The organism is Virgibacillus sp. Bac330 (assembly GCF_003667845.1).
GTDB classification, from domain to species: domain Bacteria; phylum Bacillota; class Bacilli; order Bacillales; family Amphibacillaceae; genus Virgibacillus; species Virgibacillus chiguensis.
Window position 1 is genome coordinate 3,272,676 of the sequence record NZ_CP033048.1, and the last position, 25,910, is coordinate 3,298,585.

At 37.0% G+C, this 25,910-nt stretch carries 26 protein-coding genes and 1 pseudogene; 11 read left to right on the top strand and 16 right to left on the bottom strand.

Annotated features, from left to right (window positions below; all coding sequences use genetic code 11):
• Positions 1 to 249 precede the first annotated feature (249 nt).
• Positions 250 to 450 (top strand): hypothetical protein, encoded by a 201-nt coding sequence (locus D9780_RS15260; RefSeq protein WP_116278388.1) that lies wholly within the window; start codon positions 250 to 252, stop codon positions 448 to 450.
• Between the two features lie 697 nt (positions 451 to 1,147).
• Here the strand turns inward: D9780_RS15260 and D9780_RS15270 are convergent.
• Positions 1,148 to 1,561, bottom strand: a complete 414-nt coding sequence (locus D9780_RS15270; RefSeq protein WP_121640675.1) for a GNAT family N-acetyltransferase — start codon at positions 1,559 to 1,561, stop codon at positions 1,148 to 1,150.
• A 361-nt stretch (positions 1,562 to 1,922) separates the two neighbouring features.
• Complete coding sequence (locus D9780_RS15275; protein WP_121640676.1) at positions 1,923 to 3,074, bottom strand: CapA family protein; 1,152 nt, start codon at positions 3,072 to 3,074, stop codon at positions 1,923 to 1,925.
• 208 nt (positions 3,075 to 3,282) lie between these two features.
• Between D9780_RS15275 and D9780_RS15280 the strand changes: the two genes are divergently transcribed.
• From D9780_RS15280 to D9780_RS15295, 4 genes are all read left to right on the top strand, one after another.
• Positions 3,283 to 3,441, top strand: a complete 159-nt coding sequence (locus D9780_RS15280; protein WP_116278384.1) for a YfhE family protein — start codon at positions 3,283 to 3,285, stop codon at positions 3,439 to 3,441.
• A 121-nt stretch (positions 3,442 to 3,562) separates the two neighbouring features.
• Positions 3,563 to 4,480 carry an ABC transporter ATP-binding protein gene (locus D9780_RS15285; RefSeq protein WP_121640677.1) on the top strand — a complete coding sequence of 306 codons (918 nt, stop codon included), beginning with the start codon at positions 3,563 to 3,565 and terminating at the stop codon, positions 4,478 to 4,480.
• 1 nt (position 4,481) lies between these two features.
• Positions 4,482 to 5,426 (top strand): ABC transporter permease, encoded by a 945-nt coding sequence (locus D9780_RS15290; protein ID WP_371413747.1) that lies wholly within the window; start codon positions 4,482 to 4,484, stop codon positions 5,424 to 5,426.
• 464 nt (positions 5,427 to 5,890) lie between these two features.
• Entirely contained in the window at positions 5,891 to 6,097 is a 207-nt protein-coding gene (locus tag D9780_RS15295; RefSeq protein ID WP_237342691.1) for a hypothetical protein, read from the top strand.
• 369 nt (positions 6,098 to 6,466) lie between these two features.
• On the opposite strand, the gene D9780_RS15300 is transcribed toward D9780_RS15295, so the two are convergent.
• The 9 genes from D9780_RS15300 to D9780_RS15340 all read right to left on the bottom strand — a co-directional run bounded on the left by D9780_RS15300 (position 6,467) and on the right by D9780_RS15340 (position 16,534).
• A complete protein-coding gene (locus D9780_RS15300; protein ID WP_073007139.1) occupies positions 6,467 to 6,739 on the bottom strand; it encodes a YkvA family protein in 273 nt (90 codons plus the stop codon).
• A gap of 277 nt (positions 6,740 to 7,016) precedes the next feature.
• A complete protein-coding gene (gene tnpA, locus D9780_RS15305; RefSeq protein ID WP_121640679.1) occupies positions 7,017 to 7,448 on the bottom strand; it encodes an IS200/IS605 family transposase in 432 nt (143 codons plus the stop codon).
• 228 nt (positions 7,449 to 7,676) lie between these two features.
• Positions 7,677 to 9,497, bottom strand: coding sequence for a translational GTPase TypA (typA, locus tag D9780_RS15310; RefSeq protein ID WP_073007137.1), 1,821 nt, complete (start codon positions 9,495 to 9,497; stop codon positions 7,677 to 7,679).
• Positions 9,498 to 10,140: 643 nt separating this feature from the next.
• Positions 10,141 to 11,058 (bottom strand): PfkB family carbohydrate kinase, encoded by a 918-nt coding sequence (locus D9780_RS15315; RefSeq protein WP_121640680.1) that lies wholly within the window; start codon positions 11,056 to 11,058, stop codon positions 10,141 to 10,143.
• A complete protein-coding gene (locus D9780_RS15320) occupies positions 11,042 to 12,400 on the bottom strand; it encodes a purine-cytosine permease family protein (RefSeq protein WP_121640681.1) in 1,359 nt (452 codons plus the stop codon). Before D9780_RS15320 ends, D9780_RS15315 begins: the two co-directional genes overlap by 17 nt.
• Before the next feature lie 4 nt (positions 12,401 to 12,404).
• Positions 12,405 to 13,400, bottom strand: coding sequence for an ADP-ribosylglycohydrolase family protein (locus D9780_RS15325; protein ID WP_240458706.1), 996 nt, complete (start codon positions 13,398 to 13,400; stop codon positions 12,405 to 12,407).
• 167 nt (positions 13,401 to 13,567) lie between these two features.
• The gene (ltrA, locus tag D9780_RS15330) at positions 13,568 to 14,830 is read right to left on the bottom strand and encodes a group II intron reverse transcriptase/maturase (protein ID WP_121638889.1); all 1,263 of its coding nucleotides are present in this window, start codon (positions 14,828 to 14,830) and stop codon (positions 13,568 to 13,570) included.
• Positions 14,831 to 15,180: 350 nt separating this feature from the next.
• A complete protein-coding gene (locus tag D9780_RS15335; protein ID WP_162985894.1) occupies positions 15,181 to 16,092 on the bottom strand; it encodes a DUF2817 domain-containing protein in 912 nt (303 codons plus the stop codon).
• A gap of 13 nt (positions 16,093 to 16,105) precedes the next feature.
• Complete coding sequence (locus D9780_RS15340; RefSeq protein WP_121640683.1) at positions 16,106 to 16,534, bottom strand: hypothetical protein; 429 nt, start codon at positions 16,532 to 16,534, stop codon at positions 16,106 to 16,108.
• 243 nt (positions 16,535 to 16,777) lie between these two features.
• On the opposite strand from D9780_RS15340, the gene D9780_RS15345 reads away from it, so the two are divergent.
• Both D9780_RS15345 and D9780_RS15360 read left to right on the top strand, forming a co-directional pair.
• Complete coding sequence (locus tag D9780_RS15345; RefSeq protein WP_121640684.1) at positions 16,778 to 18,061, top strand: IS110 family RNA-guided transposase; 1,284 nt, start codon at positions 16,778 to 16,780, stop codon at positions 18,059 to 18,061.
• A gap of 882 nt (positions 18,062 to 18,943) precedes the next feature.
• Positions 18,944 to 19,300 carry a YhjD family protein gene (locus D9780_RS15360; RefSeq protein WP_121640687.1) on the top strand — a complete coding sequence of 119 codons (357 nt, stop codon included), beginning with the start codon at positions 18,944 to 18,946 and terminating at the stop codon, positions 19,298 to 19,300.
• Between the two features lie 317 nt (positions 19,301 to 19,617).
• Here D9780_RS15360 and D9780_RS15365 read toward each other — a convergent pair.
• Positions 19,618 to 20,146, bottom strand: a pseudogene (locus tag D9780_RS15365) (DUF4372 domain-containing protein); the annotation flags it as partial.
• Positions 20,147 to 20,265: 119 nt separating this feature from the next.
• Here D9780_RS15365 and D9780_RS15370 point away from each other — a divergent pair.
• From D9780_RS15370 to D9780_RS15380, 3 genes are all read left to right on the top strand, one after another.
• Complete coding sequence (locus tag D9780_RS15370) at positions 20,266 to 20,601, top strand: IS66 family insertion sequence element accessory protein TnpA (RefSeq protein ID WP_121640688.1); 336 nt, start codon at positions 20,266 to 20,268, stop codon at positions 20,599 to 20,601.
• An 8-nt stretch (positions 20,602 to 20,609) separates the two neighbouring features.
• Positions 20,610 to 20,960: an IS66 family insertion sequence element accessory protein TnpB gene (gene tnpB, locus D9780_RS15375; RefSeq protein WP_162985804.1), complete on the top strand. Its 351-nt coding sequence runs from the start codon at positions 20,610 to 20,612 to the stop codon at positions 20,958 to 20,960.
• Between the two features lie 67 nt (positions 20,961 to 21,027).
• Positions 21,028 to 22,605, top strand: a complete 1,578-nt coding sequence (locus D9780_RS15380; protein ID WP_121640689.1) for an IS66 family transposase — start codon at positions 21,028 to 21,030, stop codon at positions 22,603 to 22,605.
• Positions 22,606 to 22,807: 202 nt separating this feature from the next.
• On the opposite strand, the gene D9780_RS15385 is transcribed toward D9780_RS15380, so the two are convergent.
• Complete coding sequence (locus D9780_RS15385; protein ID WP_121640690.1) at positions 22,808 to 23,368, bottom strand: YiiX/YebB-like N1pC/P60 family cysteine hydrolase; 561 nt, start codon at positions 23,366 to 23,368, stop codon at positions 22,808 to 22,810.
• Positions 23,369 to 23,496: 128 nt separating this feature from the next.
• Here D9780_RS15385 and D9780_RS15390 point away from each other — a divergent pair, with 128 nt between their 5' ends.
• Positions 23,497 to 23,775, top strand: a complete 279-nt coding sequence (locus D9780_RS15390) for a hypothetical protein (RefSeq protein WP_121640691.1) — start codon at positions 23,497 to 23,499, stop codon at positions 23,773 to 23,775.
• Positions 23,776 to 23,931: 156 nt separating this feature from the next.
• On the opposite strand, the gene D9780_RS15395 is transcribed toward D9780_RS15390, so the two are convergent.
• From D9780_RS15395 to D9780_RS15410, 3 genes are all read right to left on the bottom strand, one after another.
• A complete protein-coding gene (locus tag D9780_RS15395; protein ID WP_121640692.1) occupies positions 23,932 to 24,300 on the bottom strand; it encodes a hypothetical protein in 369 nt (122 codons plus the stop codon).
• Between the two features lie 35 nt (positions 24,301 to 24,335).
• Positions 24,336 to 24,605 carry a hypothetical protein gene (locus D9780_RS15400; protein WP_121640693.1) on the bottom strand — a complete coding sequence of 90 codons (270 nt, stop codon included), beginning with the start codon at positions 24,603 to 24,605 and terminating at the stop codon, positions 24,336 to 24,338.
• Positions 24,606 to 24,925: 320 nt separating this feature from the next.
• Positions 24,926 to 25,333, bottom strand: coding sequence for a hypothetical protein (locus D9780_RS15410; protein ID WP_121640695.1), 408 nt, complete (start codon positions 25,331 to 25,333; stop codon positions 24,926 to 24,928).
• Positions 25,334 to 25,910 lie beyond the last annotated feature (577 nt).

A 25,910-nucleotide genomic window follows, 5' to 3' on the forward strand; every position in this document is an offset into this window, starting at 1 on the left:
GAGCAATCCGTAAGGGCTCATTGCAAGAACATACGGCTACGATGTAGACCAACAGTCATAGACCTAGAAGGTGTTCCAGATCAGGAAAGCTAGAAAGCATACGACCGTTTTACTAGGAAACGAACAGTTTATACACCTGGTATCCAAAAGGCACTTGGAATGAGGAATTCCTAGCTGAAAAGCCCGAACACCAAAGTCATTCGCTTGCCAATCGAAATGACTCAGTTTATCCGTTTGGAGTATTCAGAAATGTCTCAAGCAGATAAAAACCTGTTCACCCAGTTCATCTTTGACCATTTTGGACGGGAAGATGACAAAACATATTTCATCAAGACCGGTACATTCTCGTCAAAATTTTATTTTACTAATGCCAAGTGCAGCGAGCCCCGCGAGATGGGCGAATACTTTCAAGTGATTAATAATTTCGCCATGCTAGTCGGTGGTGCGTAAATACATTGAAGACACAGAAGGAAATCCGACAATTTATAACCGCATGCCATTGCGGGCGAAATTCCGTACGTTTGTGGATAGCGATACAAATGAGCTTATCGGTGTTGTCCCCTACTGACTTCGATTGTGATGAAACGTGCGTGGAAATTCGAACTATGCGATTCGATTCGAACAATTAATATTCGTTATCTTCATTATCTCTTCGATAGACCACGTTTCTTGGTACGAAGCTAACATTATCGCTGCAGCCTTTAGATTAAAAATGATTCGACGTTGTTGACCATTAAATCTACAGTCATTTCAAGTTTTATTGAGTTAATTATTTTTTAAGGTTCTTGAAAGCCAAATAAACCAATTAGACTTAATAAACCAAAGTATATTAACAGTAAGGAATTCATTAAAATTAAAATTTTCCGTGTAGTTCCTTTGAAACTTAAACAAGCGCTTATTACTCCTAACAAGCTCATTAAAAGAGGTGTAAACATATTTATTTCATATAAGCGCTCAAAAAAAGCTAACTTCCAATCTAAAAAAAGATAGATTGTCATAAAGAATGAAAATGCAAAAAGGGTGATTGATAGACCAGTGAACATCTTTTTCAATTTGTCAACACCACTATTTCAGTTGAGTTTTTTTAAAAATCAATATACTAATTACAGTATATGTCACTAGCGTTGCATAAAAATAATTCTCGAAGTTAGGAAGGGAAATATCCCATAGGTTCTTTACAATGGACATAACCATTTTTCTTATAATAATTAATAGATTCATCATTTGGCCACACAATAACAAACTCATAGTTATTTTCTTTCGTCCAATTATTTATTGTTTTGAGCATTTTACTTCCAACACCCTTATTTCGATATTCTGGAATTGTAAATACATTCGTCATATAAGCAAACGGATGGGTTACTCGACCTGGACGTGGTACTTTTTGTATTAATTCTACGTAAATATGTGAAATAACTTTTTCATTCTCCTCAGCAACCCAAATAAACCATTGACTACTATTCATTGCATTTTCTAAAAAAATTTGACACTGCTTTTCAAAGCTATAATACGATGCGTTCCTCTTACTTTCATCGTATTCGATTGTAAAATCCCACCTCATTTTTATTAGTTGCTTTATATCTTTTTTTTAAATCTTATATCCACCCTTCCATCCTCTCCTTCATCCTCTTGTGTTTATAATTCTAATTATTATAACATCAGTTTATCATGCTATAGCACCATTCGATCAAACTTTCGAGTAATTATTTTCATTCGCGCAAGGGGTTTTTTTCCTAAATCGGAAGGTAATTAAAAAAGAGCTCTCACAACAACTGTGAGAACCCCTGACTTTAAAAGTTTTTCGCAGAAGAAATCAAACAATATCAAAAGAAAAGAACATGCAGTTCCTCATTACAATCAACCACTATCCAAAAGTACAACGACATGTTTGCAAAAACCACCAACTCTTCCTTCAGCACGTTTTACGGCTCAATAATCTCTAACTCTGGCAACCACTTCCGCATATGATCCGTTATCTCTTTATAATAGTGTTTCGCGCCTTCTAATTCTTTATCTGTCACCTGTTTCATTGGTACCACTTGATAGTTGGCTTCATCCTTGTAATGAACAAATGTCGGTAAAAATGCGGGTGTATGAAGCTCTATTTCTTCATCCTCACTTTTCGTTAACGTAAACTTCAAAATTCCGCCAAATCGACGATACAGCTCGTCCTGTCCAGATAGAAAATTACTTAATGAATATGCAACAAACGTCTTATTGCCGTTTTTACCTTCAACCCATTCAACAGGCTGCAACACATGCGGGTGGTGACCAATGACGGCATGCACTCCTTGGTCAGCAGCAAATTGTGCTAGATCCTTTTGGTTTTCATTTGGTAGCATTTGATATTCCGTTCCAAAGTGTAAATTTAATATGACGGCATCAGCTTGTTGCTTCGCTTTTTCTATTTCCTTTGCCATCTGCTCTTTATTTATTACATTTACTAGATAGTCTTTCCCTTCAGGAACAGGTATTCCATTCGTTCCATACGTGTAAGCAAGAAAAGCTACATCGATGCCTTCTGCAGTTTCGAGGATTCGCAGTTTAGATTGATCCACTTCATTTTTATAAGCACCTGTATACATCAAATCAATTTTTTCCCAATGCTCGATAGCTCGTTGAATAGCTTTTTCTCCTTTGTCAAGGGTATGGTTGTTCGCTAATGTTACAACATCAACGCCAGCATCTTTTAAAGCATCCCCTACCTCAAATGGACTATTAAATGTTGGATACGAGGATAAACCAATCGCTTCTCCGCCAATCATCGTTTCTTGGTTTGCAATGGTTATCGTAGCATCCTCAAGGTACGGTTTTACTTCTTTCAGCATTGGTGTAAAATCATATCCCGTCTCCGTTTTTGCATCTTCATACACTTGACTATGAATTAGCATATCTCCAATTGCAGCAATAGTAATTTCTTGTTTCGGGGGCTGTCTTTTATCTACTTTTACCGCCTTTTCTTCATGCTCTTTAGACTCACCTTTTGATTCACTAGCCGTAGTATCATTACATCCTGCAAGTAAACTAAACGCAATTAGAAAAATAGCTAAGACAATAACACCATTTCGTTTCATTTTATATGCTCCTTTGCTCTAGTTGTTTTATTTTTCTACCATTTCATCATTTTTGTATGAGCACATTATCCTATCACATTATAACGCAAATTTCTTTTCTATGTTTGATTTTTTGTAATTGGGGAATGGTTAATCTATGAGTGATAATAGCAAACCAACTATTTTACTCAAAAAAGTCATAAGATACATTTATAGAAAGGATTTTTACATGCGAAAAACGCAATATCAACCAACTAAAAATAAGCAGCTAACAGATGCGCAAGAAATTCATTACAGCAAAGATTTCAAACAAGCTGATATCGCTGGTGGGTATCGTCAGACGCGCGTAAAAGAAGCGAAGTACAATAATCCCGAACTAAAAGGTTAAGCTTTTTATCACGTTCCCCAGTTTGTTCAAAATATTATTTGAACAAACTGGGAATTTTTTTGAAACAAATTTGTCACTTCTAACGTACGTACTATTAACTAAATAAATTGGAGGTTACATAATGTCTTCAGCTGCAATGGAATTAGTCAATTTAAAAAAGACAATTGGCAAAAAAGAAATTATTAAAGGCTTATCCTTTTCCATTCCAAAAGGGGAAGTATTTGGCTTCATCGGACCAAATGGAGCTGGTAAAACGACCACAATCCGCATGATGGTTGGATTAATGAGTATTACAGAGGGCGACGTCCTGATCCAAGGAAACAGTATAAAATCCAATTTTAAAGATGCCGTACGAGAAGTCGGTGCCATCGTTGAAAATCCGGAAATGTACCCGTTTTTAACTGGTTGGCAAAACTTAAAACACTATGCTCGGATGATGCCAGGCGTAACAAAAGAACGGATACATGAAGTAGTCAAATTTATCGGTCTTGAAAAAGCAATTCACGAAAAGGTCGGTAGATATTCTTTAGGAATGCGCCAACGACTGGGAATAGCGCAAGCGCTTTTACATAATCCGTCTGTACTCATATTGGATGAGCCAACAAACGGATTAGATCCAGCCGGCATCAGAGAAATACGCGATCATATACGTAAACTTGCTCAAGAAGAGAACGTGGCAATTATTATCTCTAGTCACTTGCTTTCTGAGATTGAACAAATGTGTGATCGTATCGGTGTCATAAAAAACGGAGAGATCATTAAAATTCAAAACGTCGGTGAGGAAACAGATAATGAAGAAGTCATTCACCATATTGAGGTTACACCAATGGATAAGGCGATGAAAATTTTAAATGAAAATTTCCAACTGGAATCCATTGAGCTTGATGGTAATTTATCTTTCCGCTGTAAAAAAGAGCAAGTTCCAGAAGTTATTAAAAGCTTAGTAGAAAATGATTGTGACATTTATCAAGTCAATGTTGCAAAAGGCACGCTAGAAGATCAATTCTTTGAACTGATTGGAGAGAATACGATTGAGTAGAATGTTAAAACTAATTCAAAATGAACAAGGGAAAATTTTTATTCGTAAATCAACTTGGATCATGTATATTATTTTAGCCGTTCTTATATTAGGTTTAGCTCTATTAACCAATAGTTTAGATGGGCTAAAAAGCGAGTATGACGATGACAATTGGCGTGAAGAGTTAAAGCAAGAAAATGAACAATTACAGAAAGAGATGGAAGAATATGAAGATTTTGAGGAATACAATAATTCCATCATTGCTAAAAATAATTATTACTTGGAAAATGATATCCAGCCCGCCCCATATACAGTTTGGACTTTTGTTGATGAAAATATAGACTTTCTATCGATTGTTAGTTTATTTACAATTATCATTGCTGCCGGAATTGTTGCCAACGAATTTCGTTGGGGCACAATTAAATTATTATTAATTCGTCCAATTAGCAGAAGTGGCATCCTATTATCCAAATATATTACCGTCTTACTATTCGCCCTTTATACAGCCCTATTCGCACTCGTACTCATGTGGATTTTTGGAGCAATCTTCTTTGGAATTGGCGACTGGAACCCTTCTATTGTGGTAGAAGGAGAAGATGGTTTTAAAACCATATCACTAGTAGCTAATATATTTACTAGCTTTGGTTTCAAACTAGTGAACCTTGTAATGATGGCTACATTTGCGTTTATGATCTCTGCTGTTTTCCGTAATAGTTCATTGGCAATAGGTATTGCTATCTTCCTTATGATGGGGGCAAGCTCCATTGTTACTTTCTTTGCTGATAAAGAATGGGCAAAATATATTTTGTTCGCGCACACGGACTTAAGCCAATATATGGATGGAAACTTCCTCATGCTTGAAGATAATACAATGGGCTTCTCTATAGCAGTATTAGTCGTATACTATGCCATTTTCATGTTACTGTCATGGATTTTTTTCACAAAGCGCGACGTTGCTGGTCAATAACTCCTATTACACTGTATGTAGATGTTTGAATCAAGTGGATGATCCCATATCAACAAGATATGGGGTCATTTTTAGGAAATACTGCTTACTATCTCTACTTCCATAGTTAAGCGTTCGTCTTCAGCACCTTATATCTTACTAGGCTTTTCGTTTTGATGACGATGACACGCCGTCGTTTTGCTTATACGATAACCCTAAAAACGATATACTTCCCATAGTACGAAATAAACGCATCCACTTTAAATGGAAATTGGACACGCTTCTGCATGATATATTAGGTTCATTTTTCAATTTCACATGCTACAATGTACATATAAAGTGAATCTTCAATCAGGAATGATTTTCTTTCATTCCCCACTGATTGTTTATAAATTTGGTTTAGCGTCAAATGGTTATGGAAAAGCTGCCATCTTACCTATTCCATGAAGATTAGAAATTTATACTTTTCCATAGGATAAGGTAGGTTGAAGTTTGTAATTGAGGTGTTGTTCGTGAAACGTTACTTAACAGTTTTTTTTGTTGGTTTAAGTGCAGTTATCTTAGTAGTTGGATTAAGAATAAATACCCAATGGAGTGGTGTTGTTTCCTGGGGGCTTACTTTTGTCTTCCTTATTTGTGCTGCTTATTTTACTAAATACATTCCTGACGATGATGAAGAAAGCAACGAATAAATTCTATTGCTTACTGACAAACCTTTTTAGATAATCGAAAAGCAGACATTTCTAACCAAGATGTCTGCTTTTTTACAGGTTTATTGTTTAAAAACCATCAAGCATCGCCCTTCAAGTCACCGTCTTCTATGAAACATACAAAAGTATAAAGTAAGGTGCTTGTAGCTAACGAAATAGAATCACATTTGCTCATCGCCACACGATTACGTGACTTCACTTCATCGCTCTACGATAAGCCATCATTCGTTACCTCTCTATGATTTCTTTATCTCTCCGTTGATTCGCTCTATTTACTATACTATACTATACTACTATACGGATGCTCTGCGTCTTTCATCTAAAATAAGTAGCACAACTTTTTTTGCAGCCTTAAAAAGAATATTTTTCCTTTATTGCTTCTGGTGCCATTTTTACCATCCATTGCAATAAAAATATAGCAATGGACACATCATCAATAATTCCGAATGCTAGGATAAAGTCAGGGATAATATCAAAAGGGAAAATAAAATATCCTAAGATCAGCAATACAAAGAAAATTTTTTTAGTCAAACTTACCTCTTTCGACGCAAAAAAATCCTTAAAGAAAGGAATGGACCGGTGAAATGTAAATAAAAAACGAACGCGCTTCCATAATTTTTGCATGTTCTTAATCTCCTCTTCCCCTATTTAAGCATTACAACTTCAGCTGATTCGTCGTTGTTATGGAGAACAAAATAGGTAGCTGAAGTTACAAAAGAATAATGTAAATGCGATAAATATTTCATTACTTATGATAACATACACTTTTTTTAACATACCTTAAACGACCACCTGCTAAAGCAGGTGGATTTAGACATAAATGTCGACGACTAAAGTCGTTTCCCAGGCTAAAGTCCTGCTCAAAGGCCTTAGCTAAAGCATCCTCAAAGCTAGACTAAACTCATTCTTCTATCCTGAATATTTCGTCCTTACCTTCATTGAATTGATTTGCTATATAATTTCTTATTATTTCTTCCGTTACCGTTCCTACGGTGGCACAAAAATATCCTCTTGCCCACAAGTGCTGCCCCCAATATTTCTTTTTAAGTTCTGGAAACTCATCCTGCAATAATCTCGATGATCTTCCTTTTAGATACTGCAATATTTTACTTGGGGCAATACTTGGAGGACAAGATAATAATAAATGAATGTGGTCTTTCCCAACACTTCCTTGCAATATGGTAATTCCTCTGGCTTCACAACCTTGTCTTATCAAATCACGCACTCTCACCGCTATATGCCCGCCCAAAACCTTATATCTATACTTTGTCACCCATATGACATGATACTTAATATCATACACAGCATGACTATTTTTTCTATATCCTTCCATACTTTCACCTCTTCACTTAGTATGGACAAAAAAGATAAGGCTAAAAGCGGATACCGTCTAAAGACGGTGGAGTTAGACCACGCATTTGTAAATTAAAATATCAAATCTCCTACGACCAGCTTTACATGGTTCTATAGTGTAAAAAAACACCGAAAAATCCTTCCTTTTCGGTGTTTTTGCAGTATTACATATATCTGTTTCACAAAACAGTCGTGTTCAAACATTTATTTATTTTCTTCTTGCTGCTTTTTCACGTTCATTTTTATTAAGAATCTTTTTCCGTAGTCGAATGGATTCAGGCGTTACTTCACAATACTCATCTTCATTTAAATATTGCAAGGCTTCTTCCAATGACATATTACGTGATTTACGAATCGTCGCAGTTTGATCTTTCGTCGCAGAACGGACATTGGTTAAATGCTTTTCTTTTGTAATATTTACAGTTAAATCATTGTCACGATTGTGTTCCCCTACAATCATACCTGCATATACTTCTGTTCCAGGTGTGACGAAAATAACACCCCGATCTTCTAACTGCATAATCCCATAAGTGGAGGCTTTTCCATTTTCTAAAGCAACAAGTACACCTTCTCTTCTTCCACCTACTTGCCCTTTAATAACAGGCTCATAACCTTCAAACGTATGGTTCAAAATACCATAACCACGTGTTTGTGACATAAACTCCGTCGCATAGCCCAACAGTCCACGAGAAGGCACTTTAAATTCCAAGCGTACTTGTCCATTTCCTTGGTTTGCCATATCGAGCATTTCGCCTTTTCTGGAACCGAGTGATTCCATAATTGGGCCTGTATATTCTTCAGGCACATCCACTTGTACACGTTCAACGGGTTCACATTGCACGCCATCCACTTCTTTAATAATTACTTTTGGTTTAGATAGCTGCAGTTCAAAACCTTCACGGCGCATATTCTCGATTAAAATAGACAAATGCAGTTCCCCACGTCCCGATACAGTCCATGCATCTGGTGTATCCGTTGGATCGACACGCAGACTTACATCCGTTTCTAATTGTTTTAACAAGCGTTCTTCAATTTTTCTTGCAGTAACGTATTTCCCTTCTTTGCCAGCAAATGGACTATTGTTTACAAGAAACGTCATTTGCAAGGTTGGTTCGTCAATGCGCAACCATGGCAAACTTTCTGGATGATCTTGCGGGCAAACCGTTTCTCCTACATTAATATCTTCTAGCCCAGCAACTGCTACAACGTCTCCGGATAAGGCTTCTTGAATTTCAATCCGTTTCAAGCCAATAAATCCAAACAGTTTGGTAATTCGAAACGATTTTTGCGTGCCATCTTTTTTCAGAATTACAACTTGTTGACCAACTTTTATCGTTCCTCGTACAACTCTACCAATTCCTATTCTACCTACATAGTCATTGTAATCAAGCAATGTAATTTGGAATTGTAATGGCTCATCACGATTATCAATTGGTGCAGGAATATGGTCGAGTATCGTTTCAAAAACCGGATCCATTGTTTCTTCCTGCTCATCAGCTTCATACCCTGAGGTACCATTTAACGCGGAAGCATAGACAACCGGGAACTCAAGCTGCTCATCATCTGCTCCTAATTCAATAAATAAATCTAATACTTCGTCTACTACTTCCGTTGGTCTCGCATTTGGACGGTCAATTTTATTTAACACAACCATCGGGGTCAACTTCTGTTCCAGTGCTTTCTTTAGTACAAAGCGTGTTTGTGGCATCGTACCTTCATAAGCATCAACCACTAATGCTACCCCGTCCACCATTTTCATGATCCGTTCCACTTCACCACCAAAATCAGCGTGACCTGGCGTGTCTAAAATATTAATTGCCGTATCTTTATATTTAATGGCTGTATTTTTAGCCAGTATCGTTATTCCTCGTTCTCGTTCAATGTCTCCAGAATCCATCGCTCGTTCATCCACATGCTCATTATCTCGGAAAGTACCAGAATACTTTAATAACTGGTCTACTAACGTCGTTTTACCATGATCCACATGAGCTATGATCGCTATGTTACGAATATCTTCTCTTAATTGCATACGTACGCTCCTCTATTTTGTAGGAATAATTAATGCTTTTGTCATAGTGTAACACTCAAAAAGTAAGAAAAGAAGAATATGAGGATTCATATTGTATTAGAAAAGCTTGGCTATCGCCAAGTCTTTCTAGCGATAAACGCCATCGTTTTGCTTATACTAGAAAGCCGAACATGTTTTGTTTATGCTTTAAGCAGCAATAAAAACAACTTGCATTTGTAATATTTTCCCGAAACTTTTTGAGCTTTCACTTACCATATGACGGCGCCTTTCTTCATGCATATATATATTCTTGAATCATACTATATTTCGCACATATCAGAAAAACTATTCAATTATATCATAAATTCTTATGTAAAGTAAAATTCGAGGTATGTGTAGAGTTTGAAGAAAAATAATTTTACGCGTGGAATGACTCTATTAATACATTTTAAAATCATACATTTATGAGTAACGAAAATGAAAAAAAAATTGTATAAAAACCTTAAGTGCTTAGCAATTAGGAACAGAAATTCAGAAGCATTGCCTAATTACGGCGCCATGAATAATTATCCCACCCCCTGAACGTAAAATACAAATACACCTAGGATTTTTAAACTATCTAGGTGATTTGCATTTGATCTCTTAAGTTGACAAATCGAAATTCTCAAAAGGAAAGCTGAACATTTCCTCCTTGTATAGATACCGCCTGGGTTGCGGCAATATTTCCCCATATACAAGCGGTTTTAACATCGCTCCCATCCAACAAAGCTGCCAAAAAGGCTCCTGTATGGGCGTCACCTGCGCCAATTGTATCCACCATATTTGTTTTTATACCTGCAACTTTAATAATAGAGGAACCATTGTAATAAGCTGCTCCTTTAGCACCAAGAGTTACGATAATGTCATTTTGAGTTTGCTCATATAGCTTTTCTAAAGCATGCATTCTATTAGAAGATCCCATTAAAGCTGACAGTTCATGATTATTACAATGAATAATGGGTCCTAATTTGAAAAGCTCACTTAAATCATAGGATGAAATAGCAGTAATCCTTGGTGATGGATCAAACAAGATAGTAGTTGAATTACCGTGCATCTTTAAAAAATTAATAATCGCTTTTTCTTTATCCTGCTCCAATGAGTAGCCTGACAAGTAAATATAATCATATTGTTTACAAGACGTGTGTGTAAACCATTCTTCCTTCCAATTATCTTCGAGCCCACTAAAAGTAATAAACGTTCGCTCTCCGTTTTCTTCCACTAATGATAAGTTCCAGCCATTATCCATACTGTTATCTGAAATCAATATCTGGTGACCCTTTTGTATAAACTCTTTTTTTATGATATCAGCATTTTTTCCGTTTCCAACTGGGGCAAGTAGATCGTATTTTGCATTTAATTGGCTTAATACATTCGCAACATTATAAGCGCATCCGCCAACGGTACTTTCCATTATTTCTCCAGCAATGTCTTCTCCAGATATTGGTAATGTTTTAATTTTGGCAACTACATCTATAACGGCGCTACCAATAATCAATGCGCGCTTGTTGGAGTTGATTTTCTTCATTTTATAAGCTGCTTCCATTTCCTCCACCTCGTTGAACTGATTTTATTGTAGGATACATAAAAATTATATATATTACTCCACTAACAATAATTGTAATTGGAAGATAGTTACTAGCATCTAAATAATTCATTAATACTAACGCACTTGTTACACCAAGTATCCAACTTATTACGCCACCTTTATTTATCGGATTTCGTTTTGCATCTTCTAATAGATCTCTACTATAACCAATACGTCTTCGGATTAATGTATAATCAATTAATAGTATAGATATCCAAGCTGCCAATCCAATCCCTAAAAAACTTAAAAAAAGCTGAAAATTCCCCATGAAGTCCCTTGAGATTAATAAAACATATAAAGGAATAATAGTAATTAGGAAGGCATGAATCGTAATTGCAGTTGAATCTTTAACTTGTAAATTAAATGAAGCTAAGATTAATCTAGAAGACTTTAGTCCAATGAAGCACATCGGCGTCAAACCACCAAGTGCAGCCACTAAATAAATTAATGTCATCCATTCAGGTAAAACGCTTCCAATTAGCGTAATCGGATTTTCTGCAGCAGCAAGCCCTTCTACTTCTGTTGCTAGTAATATACCTGTACTAATGATTAAAAATAAGGGGATAAAAGCACCTGCTGTTACATGAAATATAATTGAAAGAGAGGAGTTTTCTTTACTTTGATAACGGCTATAATCAGAGGACGCTTTCGTCCAAGTTAAGCCTGTACCAATAATAACAAACATTAAAGCTGGTAAAAAACCAGTTAACCAAGATCCTGATTCCATTGCAAATAATTTGTCCCAATTCGTATTTGGTATAAGAAAAGCTAATACAAAAATTGTTAATCCTCCAAATACGTACGTAAAGAAAGCTTGAGCTTTTACTAATGTTTCCTGTGAGAAAGAAACAGAAAAAAGAACAAGCGTTGCAAATAAAAGCCAACTGATAAATATTAAAAAACGATTAGAAGAAAAGCCTAATTCATTAAAAATAGATAAAAGTACTAATGTACCCGTAGTTACATTAACAGATAACCAACCAATTTGACCAAACCAACCTACCAAGGCTGGAATGAAATTTCCTTTAAAACCAAAAGCTGTTCTTGATAAGACAAATGTTGGTGCACCACTATCTCGCCCAGCTAAACTTGCATATCCAACTAACGCAAATGAAAGAGGTCCAAGTATCGCCACTAACAGAGATTGCAGAAAGCTTAACTGGTAACCAACAATTATCGCTCCATACACAATACCTAATATTCCAATATTGGAAGCAAACCAAATAAAAAATAAATCTTTCGGTTTCGCAGTTTTCTCACTTTGAGATAGGATAATGGATTTTTCTTTTGATTGCTCCATGGGTTTACTCTCCTTTTGCATAGAATTTGTTTGCACGTAATAGTTTTGCATAATAAGTAAGGTTTATATCATTCTCACTGTTAATCATTTCAACCCAATGGCGGTTTATTTTTTCAAACCCTTCTTTGGCTCCACAAATAGCAGTAGCCATCGCCCCAATTGTATCTGTATCGCCACCTATATTTGCACATAGTAAAGCACAATCTTTAACATTTCTTGCATAATAAGCTATTGCTATAGCTGCCGGAACAGATTCACTTGTCGTTGTTCCACAGCCTATTACATCGTATATTCTTTGGCAAAATGCTTCTTGATTACCTTTATGCGAATCGGCAAAATGAACTGCTAATCTTAAACGTTCTGGCATAGAAGCAGTAAATGTTTCAGCTCCTCGCTGTTTCGCTACATGATAAATATCAATAGAACCGTTAATAATCTCATCCCATGGTTTATCAAATATTGCCGCACTCACTGCATAAGCAATCATAGCTGCACCACCTACAGCCACATCACTAGAATGTGTCACCTTACTTACATGATACACATACTCGGCTAAATCTTGTTTTTGTTTGGGGTGAAATAGCGCACCAATAGGAGCTATGCGCATAGATGCACCATTGGTTAATGCTTTATCTGTTATTAATTTTTTATTTTCACCTGATTTTATCGCAAATAATGCAGCTTTGGAACTTGGCCCTAAAATATTATTATCAAATGCTTTTGTTCGATTAGCCCACTCAAGCAATTTATTAGCAATAATTTCTTCTTTTGGGACAAATTTTGTTTCTTTTAAGGCATCTAAAATTAGTAATGCTTGAGAAGTATCATCTGTAAATTGCCCTTTCGTAAAATTACAAGCGACATCATTTTCTTTAGGTCCATCCAAAAATTCTGTTATTTCTCCAAAATAATCTTTCACCTTACGCCTGCTCCAGAGCTCTGAAGGCATTCCCAGCGCGTCTCCAATAGCCATACCATATAACATACCTAAAATTTTCAAATTATCTCCTCCATTCTAAAAACAACTCGTACGTTCGTACGTACAAGTTAATGTAATTTCATTTTATAATGCGCTTTCAATCTTGTCAAGTTACCTTTCAATCGAGTAGGAGGGGGCGACTAACCCCCGACCTCTCACACCACCGTACCCGTATACGGCGGTTTCATTTAAGTCCAACGCATAGTTTGATATCGTTTATGTAGACTCTTTAAGCCTAGGTTTGACCAGTATCGATCACCTAATGCTCTATGTAAGATCGGACTTTTAGCTATACGCCAATAAGCCTTTCTCGTGTTTGCCCACTCCCATGCTTTTCCTTTACTAATTCCAAGTTTTATTAAATTCTTGTATTTTGTTTTGACTTTCTTCCATTCTTTCCAGCGTATCATTCGCATCCTTCTTCGTATCCAGCTATCCAAAACTTCAAATATAGAGGGCGTCTCTGCTAGCTGATAGTAGCCTAGCCAACCTACTAAGTATCGATTTAGCTTTGCGATTCTATCCTGCATATTCATAGACTTCTTTCTTGAAGTTAGTTCTCTGACACGCTGTTTAAAGCGTTTGATACTTTCTTTAGAAACCCGAATCTTTGGGTTCTCTTTATGGAATGTGAAAGAAAATCCTAGGAATTTACGCTTCCATGGGCGGTCTACTGCACTTTTCTGTTCATTTACTTTTAATTTGAGTTTTCCTTCGATAAATGTAGTGATACTTTTCATCACTCGCGATCCCGCTCTCCTCGATTGAACATATATGTTACAGTCGTCCGCATAACGGACGAAATGGAGCCCCCTTCGCTCTAATTCTTTATCTAGCTCATCTAAAACGATGTTGGATAGCAACGGACTTAATGGTCCGCCTTGAGGGGCTCCTTCTGTGTTTGGTTGAACGATTCCGTCCTCCATAATGCCAGCTTGGAGATACCTACGTATAAGTTTAAGTACTCTCGGATCTTTGACCTTTTGGCTCAGTTTCCTCATTAATCGGTCGTGATGTACTTTGTCAAAGAATTTCTCTAAATCCATGTCTATAACCCAGCGATAGCCATCTTTCATATAGCTTCTCGCTTTCCTAACCGCGTCATGTCCTCGTCTGTTTGGGCGAAAACCATAACTATGTTCAGAAAATGTTGCGTCATAGATGGTTGTTAGAACTTGTGCGATTGCTTGTTGGATGAAACGGTCTAGCACGGTAGGAATTCCTAGCTTCCTCACTCCGCCGTTTGGTTTCGGGATTTCAACACGGCGAACGGGTTGAGGATAGTAGGTACCTGATTCGAGTTGTTCTCGAACGGAAGCCCAGTGTTCCATGAGATGCGCTCGTAGGTTTTGTACGGGCATTTCATCCACACCGTGGCTTCCTTTGTTACGTTCGACACGTTTCAGTGCACATATTAAGTTTTCTCGTGATAGAATGCTTTCCAACATGATATCTAACTCCTACGTGAATGGCTCTTTCTTCTTTAAGCACACATTCTTCCTCTCCATATCCCCACTTCATTTACTCTGTGTACCCTTTGGCAGTAAGGACTTTGACTTGTTATGCAGTCTCATCCAAGTACACCTAGCCTTCTATGAAGTTCGTGTTCCTAAGGGCGGAGATTTGCCGCCGACTTCCTTCAGATTCTGGGTCACCCCAGACACCCTTGTCTTAGGCTAACCACTACTACTGCCTTCGTGGTTCGGGACTTGAACCCTAGAGAATGTGTGCATGCCTGGCACACATCAAATAGACATGCCTCAAATACAACGAGGCATGTCTAGAAAACTTCATATACTTTTCATCTAGAAAGCTTATATGTTTGATTTTGAAACGCTAAAATTTGCTTATTATCCAATTCCACTTTCCGTTGTCGATAGTATTCCATCGAAGTTATGAAAAACAAATATAGTGAAGCCATACCGTAATTCATTATTTCTTCATCACTTAGAGGGGCATCTAATCCGTTATCTAACATTCTTGGTCTCACTATTTCAGTTATATAAGAAAGCGTATGTTTTGTATGAGGGTTACTCCTATCACGCATATATCTTCGTGCTAATCCTCGCAAGAGCCTATCAAAACCTGGCCACCTTACTACTGGTTGTCTTGCAAATAAACTTAAGGAATCAGTTATCAAATTTCTGATTTTATCAGTTTCATACTGGCCATTTCCAACAATTAAATTCTTCCCATTGCTACTATCCATAGAACTACCAAACATGTGAATGTCAAGAAAGGCAAAAGGTTTTTCAAAGTCCATCACTCTTTTAACATTTTGCGTTTCAGTTTGTGTAAAATCACTAAAATCTCTATTTAAATCAACACCGTTAACGTTATACCTTCCAACATTATTACTTTCATTATTAGATGTTCTATCAAAACCATATGGATTAACAACCGGAATATATACAATGTGGAAACTCTTTAATAAGTCAGATCTAAATGCCTTGTCTGCAAATGTATTATCTCTTATTTCTTCCATAAATCTCATACTATACAAAGCACCCATCCATTCTGTGCCATGCATACTTGCTATTACTAGAATAGTTGGTTTATCCGTGTTTCCCATCTCAATTTTGTACATATTGTAGCTTCCACTTTCATCTTTACCAATATTAGCAACATTACTAAAACCTTTAATTCTACTCTCCATTTGCCTATATGTTGGCAATGTTAACGAGGCTGAAAAATCATAAGGAATATTAATCATATTGATTCTCCTCCTACAATACTCTGTAAATAGCTTTAAAGGTAACGTTATCTTCTGGTTTGGGTGTACCATCATGTTTAAACGCTAGTTTGGAACCACCTGGTAGTATCATTGGGGTTCTAAGCTGAAATTTATACTCTTTTGAATCACTATCATAAGAAACAACTTCAAAATTGCAGTGACCATCGTTTGCAATGCGTGAAGGAATAGCTTTCCACCTACTTCCATTTGGGTTAACTGTTTGAAAAAGTTGACCATCAAAATTGTAGTTAGGTTTGGTACTATCTATATTCAAAACCGGAAAAATACTATTACTGGAAACAGAGTACTCCAAAAAGTCTAATATAATATCTTTGTCCCATTCTTCATAAACTTTAACTGTATCGCTTTCCATAAATTCTGCTCTTAATTCATTAACTAGTTGTATTGAATTGCCGATCATAAATTACATCTCCTTTTTAATTATTATTCGCCCCTAACTAGAACGTTTGTTCTTATTTTACACGATCTTTTGTTCGTTTTCAAGTCGAAAGGAATTTGGTACTTACTGTCAAAACAATATTATTAAAGGAGCATTCCTGTAATGAAGAAATTTGAGGTTTGAACAAAAAAGAGCCCTCTTGGTATAGTACAGGATGTCATGATCATGACTCCGAAATAAAAAGATACCAAGGAGGACTCACCAATGAATTATAATCAAAATCACAAAATTTCTCAAGTCACACCATCTACCCTTGTAGTAGGAATAGATATTGCCAAAGACAAACATGTAGCGCGAGCACAGGACGACAGAGGTTATGAATTTGGGAAAAGATTGATCTTTGAAAACCGAATAGAAGGCTTTGAACTACTCATCGATTGGATTTCCAAGCTCCAAAAAGAAAATGATAAAACGCATGTGATTATAGGAGCTGAGCCAACAGGACATTATTGGATGGGTTTAGGTTATTATTTTGCCAGTAAGGACTATGATTTTGTGTTGGTCAATCCAATGCATGTCAAGAAATCCAAAGAATTGGATGATAACTCGCCAACAAAAAATGACACCAAAGATGCGCGTGTGATTGCCCAGCTTGTGAAAGATGGGAGATACTCTATACCAAACCTTCTCGATGGCATCTATGCTGAATTAAGAGAAGCAATCAAATTACGAGATCAACTCATCAAGCAACAGGGTATTACAGAAGGACGCATTCAGAACAATATTCAGCGCTATTCTCCAGAGTTTAACGATGTGTTTAAAGACTGGGATGGAAAAACTGCGTTATATACGTTGCGGGCATTTCCATTTCCGTCTGACATTCGTGACAAAACGCCAGAAGATATACTGGCAGAATGGAAAACGGTTGTGAAGCGTGGTGTTGGCATCAAACGTGCTGCCAGCCTGGTAGAAAAAGCAAAGAAAAGTATTGGTATTGAAATTGGCTTGCGCTTTGCGAAGAGGGAACTGCACAGCTTATTAGACCAATATGAGCTTTATGCAGACCAATTGGAAGAGCTGAATCAGGAAATAAAGACGCTTCTAGAAGAGATACCAGGTGCCAAAGAGATGTTGGCTATCAAAGGGTTAGGTGTAACCACAGTGGCTGCTTTTTTCGCGGAAGTAGGAGATCTATCAAATTATCATCATCCACAACAACTGGTGAATATGGCTGGATTATCGTTGCGGGAGCACAGTTCCGGGAAATTCAAAGGGGAGACGAAAATCACGAAACGAGGGCGGAAAAAGCTGCGAAAGGCGATCTATTTAGCGATACGGCCGCTCGTAGCGAATAATCCGACGTTTCAAGCCTTGCATAAGTATTACACGACCCGTCCGGAAAACCCGTTAAAGAAACAACAATCGCTGATTGCGTTGTGTGGAAAGTTATTACGTGTCTTGTTTGTCATTGGCCAAAAACAGTGTGAATTTGATGGAAGCAAGTTATTAAAAGGTTTACCTCAGATAGAAACATTACAGGCAGCTTAAGCTGTATGAGAAAGAAATAGCAACAAAAAGCCCTTAGAAACTTAGAATATACAAACACCAATAATGCGGAGTCGGAGCTTATTTTTTCCATTCGGGCCAGACCCAGCAAAGGAGCTTATTCCGACCTCCACCTTGTGGATACGCAGGACGAGGGAATGTATGGATACCAATCCCGTGATATATGGGAGGGTGAGCGACCATAAGAAGTGTGGAGTTATCAAGCATGGTTATACCACTTTTTACCAAATACTACCTATTTGGTCGTTAGGATGGCTAGAATTACGTTAGAATATTCTGTATTCTAATAACCGCTCCACCCCCACTATCCAAACCCAAAGTGGATGTTTATGAAATTCTAAGAAAACAAGAGCATTTGGAAGATATTTTAACTATATAGAGGGAGCGATAATATGCACTGTGGAGTGTGTAATAAAAAATTCAATCAAAATGACCACGTTTATATGGATGACGCACATACGGTTACGCACTATTACTGTTTTAAAAATAAATCAGTAATTATTGCTGTGGGAAGCTTTAAGGAGATTGTTGATAGGTTTGATTTTTTCAAGCAGTTTCGTTAGTAAAATAAGCAACGACAAGTTTAAAGGAGTTATTATGAATTCATTACAAAAAGTCTTTATTATAGTTATACTTTGTTTCATAACAGCCATTATCGTAACTTTTACTATGCCTTTCTTGGGGGATGCGCTGAGTATGGTAAATGTGCGCCCCGTTTTTGATCTAACCATCTTTTTCATGTTAATCGTCTTGTTAAAAATTACAATTGATAAAAAGTAGTTAGTTTCCTACAATAAGAACAAATGTTCTTGAAGGTGATAACATGAATAAAGAACTCAAGCAACTCGCTGAAACTTTATAGCCATGCCTCTTGCGATAGCTGTATTTAAACACGACCAGCAATATTTTGATGGTTTTCACGATCTGGACTTTTATCTGGATTTTACGGATGAAGCCATTAGACTTATTGGAATAGATTTAACTGCCACTAAGAAGCAACTGTATAGCCAATACCATTTGGATATTAAACGGATTGGAAAAACTACATATAAGTGGCAGCATAAAAATAAATCTGGCGTGTGGGAATATACGCCAGATCAGCTGCGAGAAATGACTACTAAAGTGTGTACTAAGTATTTGCATAAGGCTGTGGGCTTTAAGCAAAAGAGAGCGACTTTTGTTAATTTTTCTACAAAAGATAATTTAAAAGGCTTCCTTTAAATTATACTAAAAGAAGCCTTTTCACATGATTATATTGTTTTTTCCATTACTCTTTCAGTTCTTAAAACAAATATTAATTCTTCCCTATATCACTAGCGTCGCATAAATGTTAAATGAATATTCGGATTATATTCTTAGATATAAAATGAAAAAAGTTAAAATACCAAAGTGAAGGTAGTAAACATCCATTTTTTTTACTATAGCTAGTGGCTAGTGCAACAGTTTCTTTAAAAGCTTTACGGAACGCTCTTTCCTTTGATTTTTCGAATCCAAATATAGGATGGTTTCCATAACGCTGCCTTTAAATAACGACTAAATTGTCCGCGGTCGTGCTCAATCGCATTTGTGATGACCGCTTGATCCGGATACCATAAATACGAGTCGTAAATGAAGTTTGACACCTGACTTTGTTTTGCGAAATTTAGCCCATTTTTGGTTCGTTAAATTAAGTGGTAATGTACTAGAATAAATGATTTTTAATGGTGTTGTTATTCTTCTACGATTTTGGAAATCTGTTTTCTTATGGATATCAGAGACTAAATCCAGAAAAATCGTTTGAAAAAAAGCAGTCGGAACGTGATTCAATCTTCTTCCTAATTGTGAGAAACTGATGGAATCTAACTCTGTAGCCTGTTGTAGTTCATCCGAGAAAACAGCATCGCTAAGCGCTCGTAAGCTTTCCGTTTCATGAAGTTGAGCATACAGAAGCAATGACATTAATGAATCCATATGTAGCTTTTTAGTATAGTGATTTAGTTGATACTTTTTCACCTGTTCATTAAATAATGTTTGATTTATAGGTGATAACCATTGTTTAAATGATGTTTTTCGTGTAGACTTATCCATGGTATTTGTCCTTTATATTGGATTTGGATAGGTTACGTAAGCGTAAAATAAAATACACATAACAATTACAGGGCATCCATGTGATAATCTTCTTAGAAAATAAATTAGGAGGTTATGCGATGACCCTAAAAGACAAGCGAATAGAATGGAAAGCGCGGTATGATGCCTGGAAGGAAAGCGGACAAAGTATATCTGAATGGTGCCGGGGGAAAGAAATTAAAACGCATCAGATGTATTATTGGGTGCAACAATTTCGTGAGCACGGAAAAACTTCCATCAAGAAAAGCGCATCTAGGGAAACACGATGGCTAACCGTTCAAATGGGTGATTCTCCACTTGTACCACCTCACGAGAAAGAACCGATCTTTATTCACGTTGGTTCCACCTCGATTGAAGTGCGATCAGGAACGGATATGAACTTACTCTCGGATATTATTCATGTTTTAGGGAAGTAATCACGTTCATGAATATGCCATTTGAAAAAGTGTATTTAGCTTGCGGTAGCACAGATATGCGTAAATCGATTGATGGACTTGCTGCCATTGTGATAGAATGCTTCGATTTAGACCCTTTTTCTCCTTGCCTGTTTGTATTTTGTAACCGAAAGCGTGATAAGTTAAAAATACTGCAATGGGAAGTCAACGGATTTTGGCTGTATTATCGTCGGCTTGAAAAAGGAACATTTCAATGGCCATCCGATAAAGACACAACGCCTATATCTATTAGCCCACGTCAATTTCGCTGGTTGTTGGATGGTATGTCGATGAACCAGCACCAAGCACACAGAGAAGTACTAGCGCGCACGATTCTATAAAAAATTGAAATATAGAAATACGGGAATTCGACTAGGCAAGTCGGGTTCTTTTTCGTATACTAATTTTATGGATAAAACAGCGGAAACAAACAAGAACACAATGGAATATTATCAAGAGCTCAACGAAAAGCTAGAGTTGGAAAAAGAAGAGCTAGAAGCAAAATTAAAATGGTATGAAGAACAATTTAGATTGCTTCAACAACAAAAATTCGGCTCTTCTAGCGAGAAGACCAATTCTGACCAACTGTCTCTTTTTAACGAGGTAGAGGACACTTCGGATTCCAACCATGAAGAGCCTACGGTGGAGACGATTACATATAAACGCAAGAAGCAAAAAGGTCAACGCAAGGAGCAATTAGACAACCTGCCTACGGAAACGGTAGAATACCGTTTACCTGCTGAGGAACAGGTGTGTTCGTGTTGCGCTGGTGAACTGCATGAAATGAGCACGCAAGTGCGTAAAGAATTAAAGGTTATTCCTGCGCAGGTGAAAGTGGTGGAACATGTCCAGTACGTCTATAGCTGTCGCCATTGTGAACAACATGAGATACAAACGCCTATTCAAACAGCTAAAATGCCAGCGCCTGTGTTTCCAGGGAGTTTAGCCTCTCCTTCCGCCATGGCCTATACGATGTCGCAAAAATACGTGGAAGGAATGCCGTTGTATCGCCAAGAGAAGCAATTCGAACGATTTGGCGTCTTTATTCCACGTCAAACACTAGCTAATTGGGTCATATATGGTGCGACCACTTGGCTTACACTCATTTACAAAGAGATGCATACCGCCCTATTAGAATTGGATACCATACATGCAGATGAAACAGTTGTACAAGTTTTATCTGAACCAGGTAGAAAAGCTACTTCCAATTCGTATATGTGGCTGTATCGCTCTGACCATACGGATGTGCCAATCATTTTGTATGAGTACCAGCAAACAAGAGCATCCAAACATCCACGACGATTCCTACAAGGATATCAGGGCTACTTAACAGTAGACGGTTACCCTGGTTATAATGGAATAAAGAATGTCGTACTGATTGGTTGCTGGGCGCATGCACGTCGTAAATTCACAGAAGCATTACAGTCGCTTCCCGAATCTTCGACCACTACAGCGGTAAAAGCGAAAGAAGGCTTAGACTTTTGTAATCAATTATTCGATATTGAACGCGACCTAAAGAGCGTTAGCCCAAAGGAACGTTATGAACAACGTTTGGAGCGCAGTCAGCCCGTGCTGGATGCTTTTTCAGCATGGCTAAAACAGCAAACGCCGCGTGTTCTTCCGAAGAGTAAACTAGGCAAAGCTGTTACCTATTGCCGTAAACAATGGGATCGCTTAGAAGGATTTTTAAAGGATGGAAGATTGGAGATAGACAACAACTGCGCAGAGCGGTCGATCAAGCCTTTTGTGATCGGAAGAAAAGCTTGGCTTTTTAGTAATACTGCCAAAGGAGCTACATCCAGTGCCATTGTTTATAGCATAGTGGAAACAGCCAAGGAAAACGGATTAAATCCATTCCATTATCTTAGCTACTTATTTGAACGACTTCCCAATATAGATACAACAGATAGGGAACAACTAGCCCAACTCTTACCGTGGTCAACCACGCTGCCTCAAGAGTGTCGCGTTCCTACGAAATCTAAGTAAATCTTAACATAGGCCCACATCTACATAATAGGTGTGGGCTGTTTTACGCTTACGACTTATCCATGGTATTTGTCCTTTATATTGGATTTGGATAGGTTACTACCGCCAACCATTATAAAGGATTTTTTTATGGAAACAAAGTGTTTAAGAAAATTCTGTATTTTATATCGCATATGAATATTTTAATGCGACACTAGTGTCCCTATATATCTCCTTTAAATAACATTCCTTTTCTATAAACAACTTTTGGGGTGACACCTCTATAAGCCCTAGACTGCAAAAAATTATACGGTGGCCAATGCGTAATTTTTCCTTCCCCCGCCGCTTCAATAGAGAATACAGTAGATGTAAATGCGTAAGCTTGAAACACTAATTTTGAACAGTACATATAACGGTTATCTAATAAATTATTAGTTATTTTATAGGGTATTTTAGACCCGTCATACATAGCGCCATACAAGGCTGCATCGCGCGCTTTCTTACTATCATTAATTCTTACTACTTTTGTAGTGTCTCTTTTGCTAAACCAAGATGATAATTTTTTAATTTCTGGATAATGGCCCTTTCCAGCAGTTTCAATAAAGTGATTACTATCAGTAACAAGTGCAGCATGTCCTACTATACCTTTATCCACAGTGTCACTAGTTACTAAAATATCACCCGGCTTTGCAGCTTTTCCGTTTGGGTAATTGTAAGCAAATACATTAGTACTAAACAAAGTTAGAACTAAAATTATCACTAATAAACCCACTAATTTTTTCATAATACTTTAACCTCCTATTTCTTTTTTTTGTCATTTCATGTATATTATACATAAAAAGGAAAGGAGATTCTATATAAATTGAAAAAAAAAACATTTTTTCAAAAATATTGTTAATTTTACTAGTGCTAATGTTTTCTTTTAGTCTTTACTGCATTTATTTAGGCTTTTTTTACGGTAATCCTAAAAAAATAGTAGAAACTGAAGATTTAGCAAGGCAATATTTAAGAGAGACAAAGGGCTATCAATACTCTGATATTGCTGTAATAAGAGGAAACTACAACTGGAAAGATACCCCTGAACAAAAATATGGTGGAGTAATAATATTAGAAGGTGACGAAAAACAATATTACTTTTATGTTGAGAATGACAAAATAATTGAGGATGATAAAATACCCAATAAAAAGTAAATAAATCACCACCTCCTCGTAGCTCATTTCGATTATAGTTACAGGAGGTGGTTTTTGGTTATTATGAAAAACAAAAGGTCTGTTTTCCTTTATTTTATCCACGCATTTGTCTTCAGTCAAAGGGAACTACTTTTTCAAAGAAAGGGCATTGAATTTTCACCACTTACATAAATCAGGTAAATCTTTTAACCCCGTCACCCAAGGCAAAAAGTAGTATGGAGCGTATTCTGAATTATCGAAGTCAATTTCGATTTCTTCTAAGTCATGTAAATTAGGAGTCACCTTCCAGATTTTTTGCTTTATTTTTCCATTTCTTATCCATAAGTCGTCATAATTTGAGAGTTTAGAGTCAAAAACAAAATAAGTTTTTTCTTTGTGAAATTTATTCTTTTCGAAGATACCATAATTAACTAATAAGACATATGGTAAATATTTTTCTTCCATTCCTTTATAAAACCAAATATTCCTTTTTGATGCCTTTTCTATCATCTCCTTATAGTCTTTTGTTGTTAAATCTTCAAACATTTCTTTGCATTTTTTGTATAATGGCCATAAATTGCTTAATAGAAAACTTTGTATTTTTTTTGCGTTTTCCCTATCTTTTCTATTGGTTGTAGATTGTCATATAATTTTCGCCTCCCCCCAACAGTAGGGCAATTTGTTCCTGTATAATGTGAAAAATGAGTCGTTACACCTGGAGACGAATTTCCTTTCGTATACATTTCTTCATTACAAACTAAACACAGTGGCGTCTTTTCCATATAATGCATTACCCAATCTCTAATAAGTACTTTCTGACCAGTTTCAGAATCTAATGCAACTCTAAGCAATGAGCGTACCCTCCATTTTTCTTAGTCTATATACAATATTCGACAAATTAACAAAAATACCTTCAAAACACAGAAAATGTTATGAGAGATGGCGTGGTTGTGGAAAGAATAAAAGAATAATACCAGGACATTTGGGTGGGTTTGGATCCGTTAAGGATATGGAAAGATTTGAGCAATACTGCGACGACGGTTTTACTGGAATGACTGAGATTAGGGATAGTAATATACCCAGTGTTGCTGAGTGTGGTGAGTTACGTGAGGAATTATCTGGAGAGGTTGCTGTGTGGGAAAAGAAAAAGCCCTCGGAGCGAGGGCCAAGATTAATCATTTAAATTGTCTATAACTACTGTGCCTTCTCTATACTTTTTAGCGAAATCCTCCGCATTAGGTAAGAAGTGGAATGAGGCTATAGGCTCTCCAGTCTTTTTATTTCTAACAGCATAATTGTACCATCCCAAATCCTTTCTAGCGTACATTTGTTTTTTAGTTACTTTATCTATTACTACCGTGTTCTGCCAATTATTCGAATAACGTTTAGCGGCTAAAAGCAAACTAAAAGTAGTTAATTTTCCATGCTTAGTATGATGCACTTCATATTGCAGTTCATTCGCTTCCGGATGTTTATAAATTTGTTTACCTGAAGACTTTTCAATAACTATTGTATACGGGTTAATCTGAGACATTGCACGTGCTAAATAATCAAAATTAAATTCGCCTATTACTCCCATAGTGTTTCTGCTTCATCAAGTATTGCGTACTCAGAAGCGACCTTTCTTCTTCAATGATTCAGCCCTTCCTAGAAATATCTAGTACTACGGCTTCGGCTTGACTTCTGACAGTTCAGCGAACACTTACATGTTCGGTTACGGCGTGTGCACCGCTTTTCTGTCAGATCTCCCAGGGTAAGCACACATTCTTCCTCTCCATATCCCCACTTCATTTACTCTGTGTACCCTTTGGCAGTAAGGACTTTGACTTGTTATGCAGTCTCATCCAAGTACACCTAGCCTTCTATGAAGTTCGTGTTCCTAAGGGCGGAGATTTGCCGCCGACTTCCTTCAGATTCTGGGTCACCCCAGACACCCTTGTCTTAGGCTAACCACTACTACTGCCTTCGTGGTTCGGGACTTGAACCCTAGAGAATGTGTGCATGCCTGGCACACATAATAGAAAAATTTGGCTGCCGCTAAGTTTTTCTATTACTATATATCTTTATACTTTCCTAGATCAGAACAAAAGCTCGGGGCACCCGGTTAGCAACGTAGCTAGTGAAACAAATCCACGAAAGTTTTAGGAATCATGCTT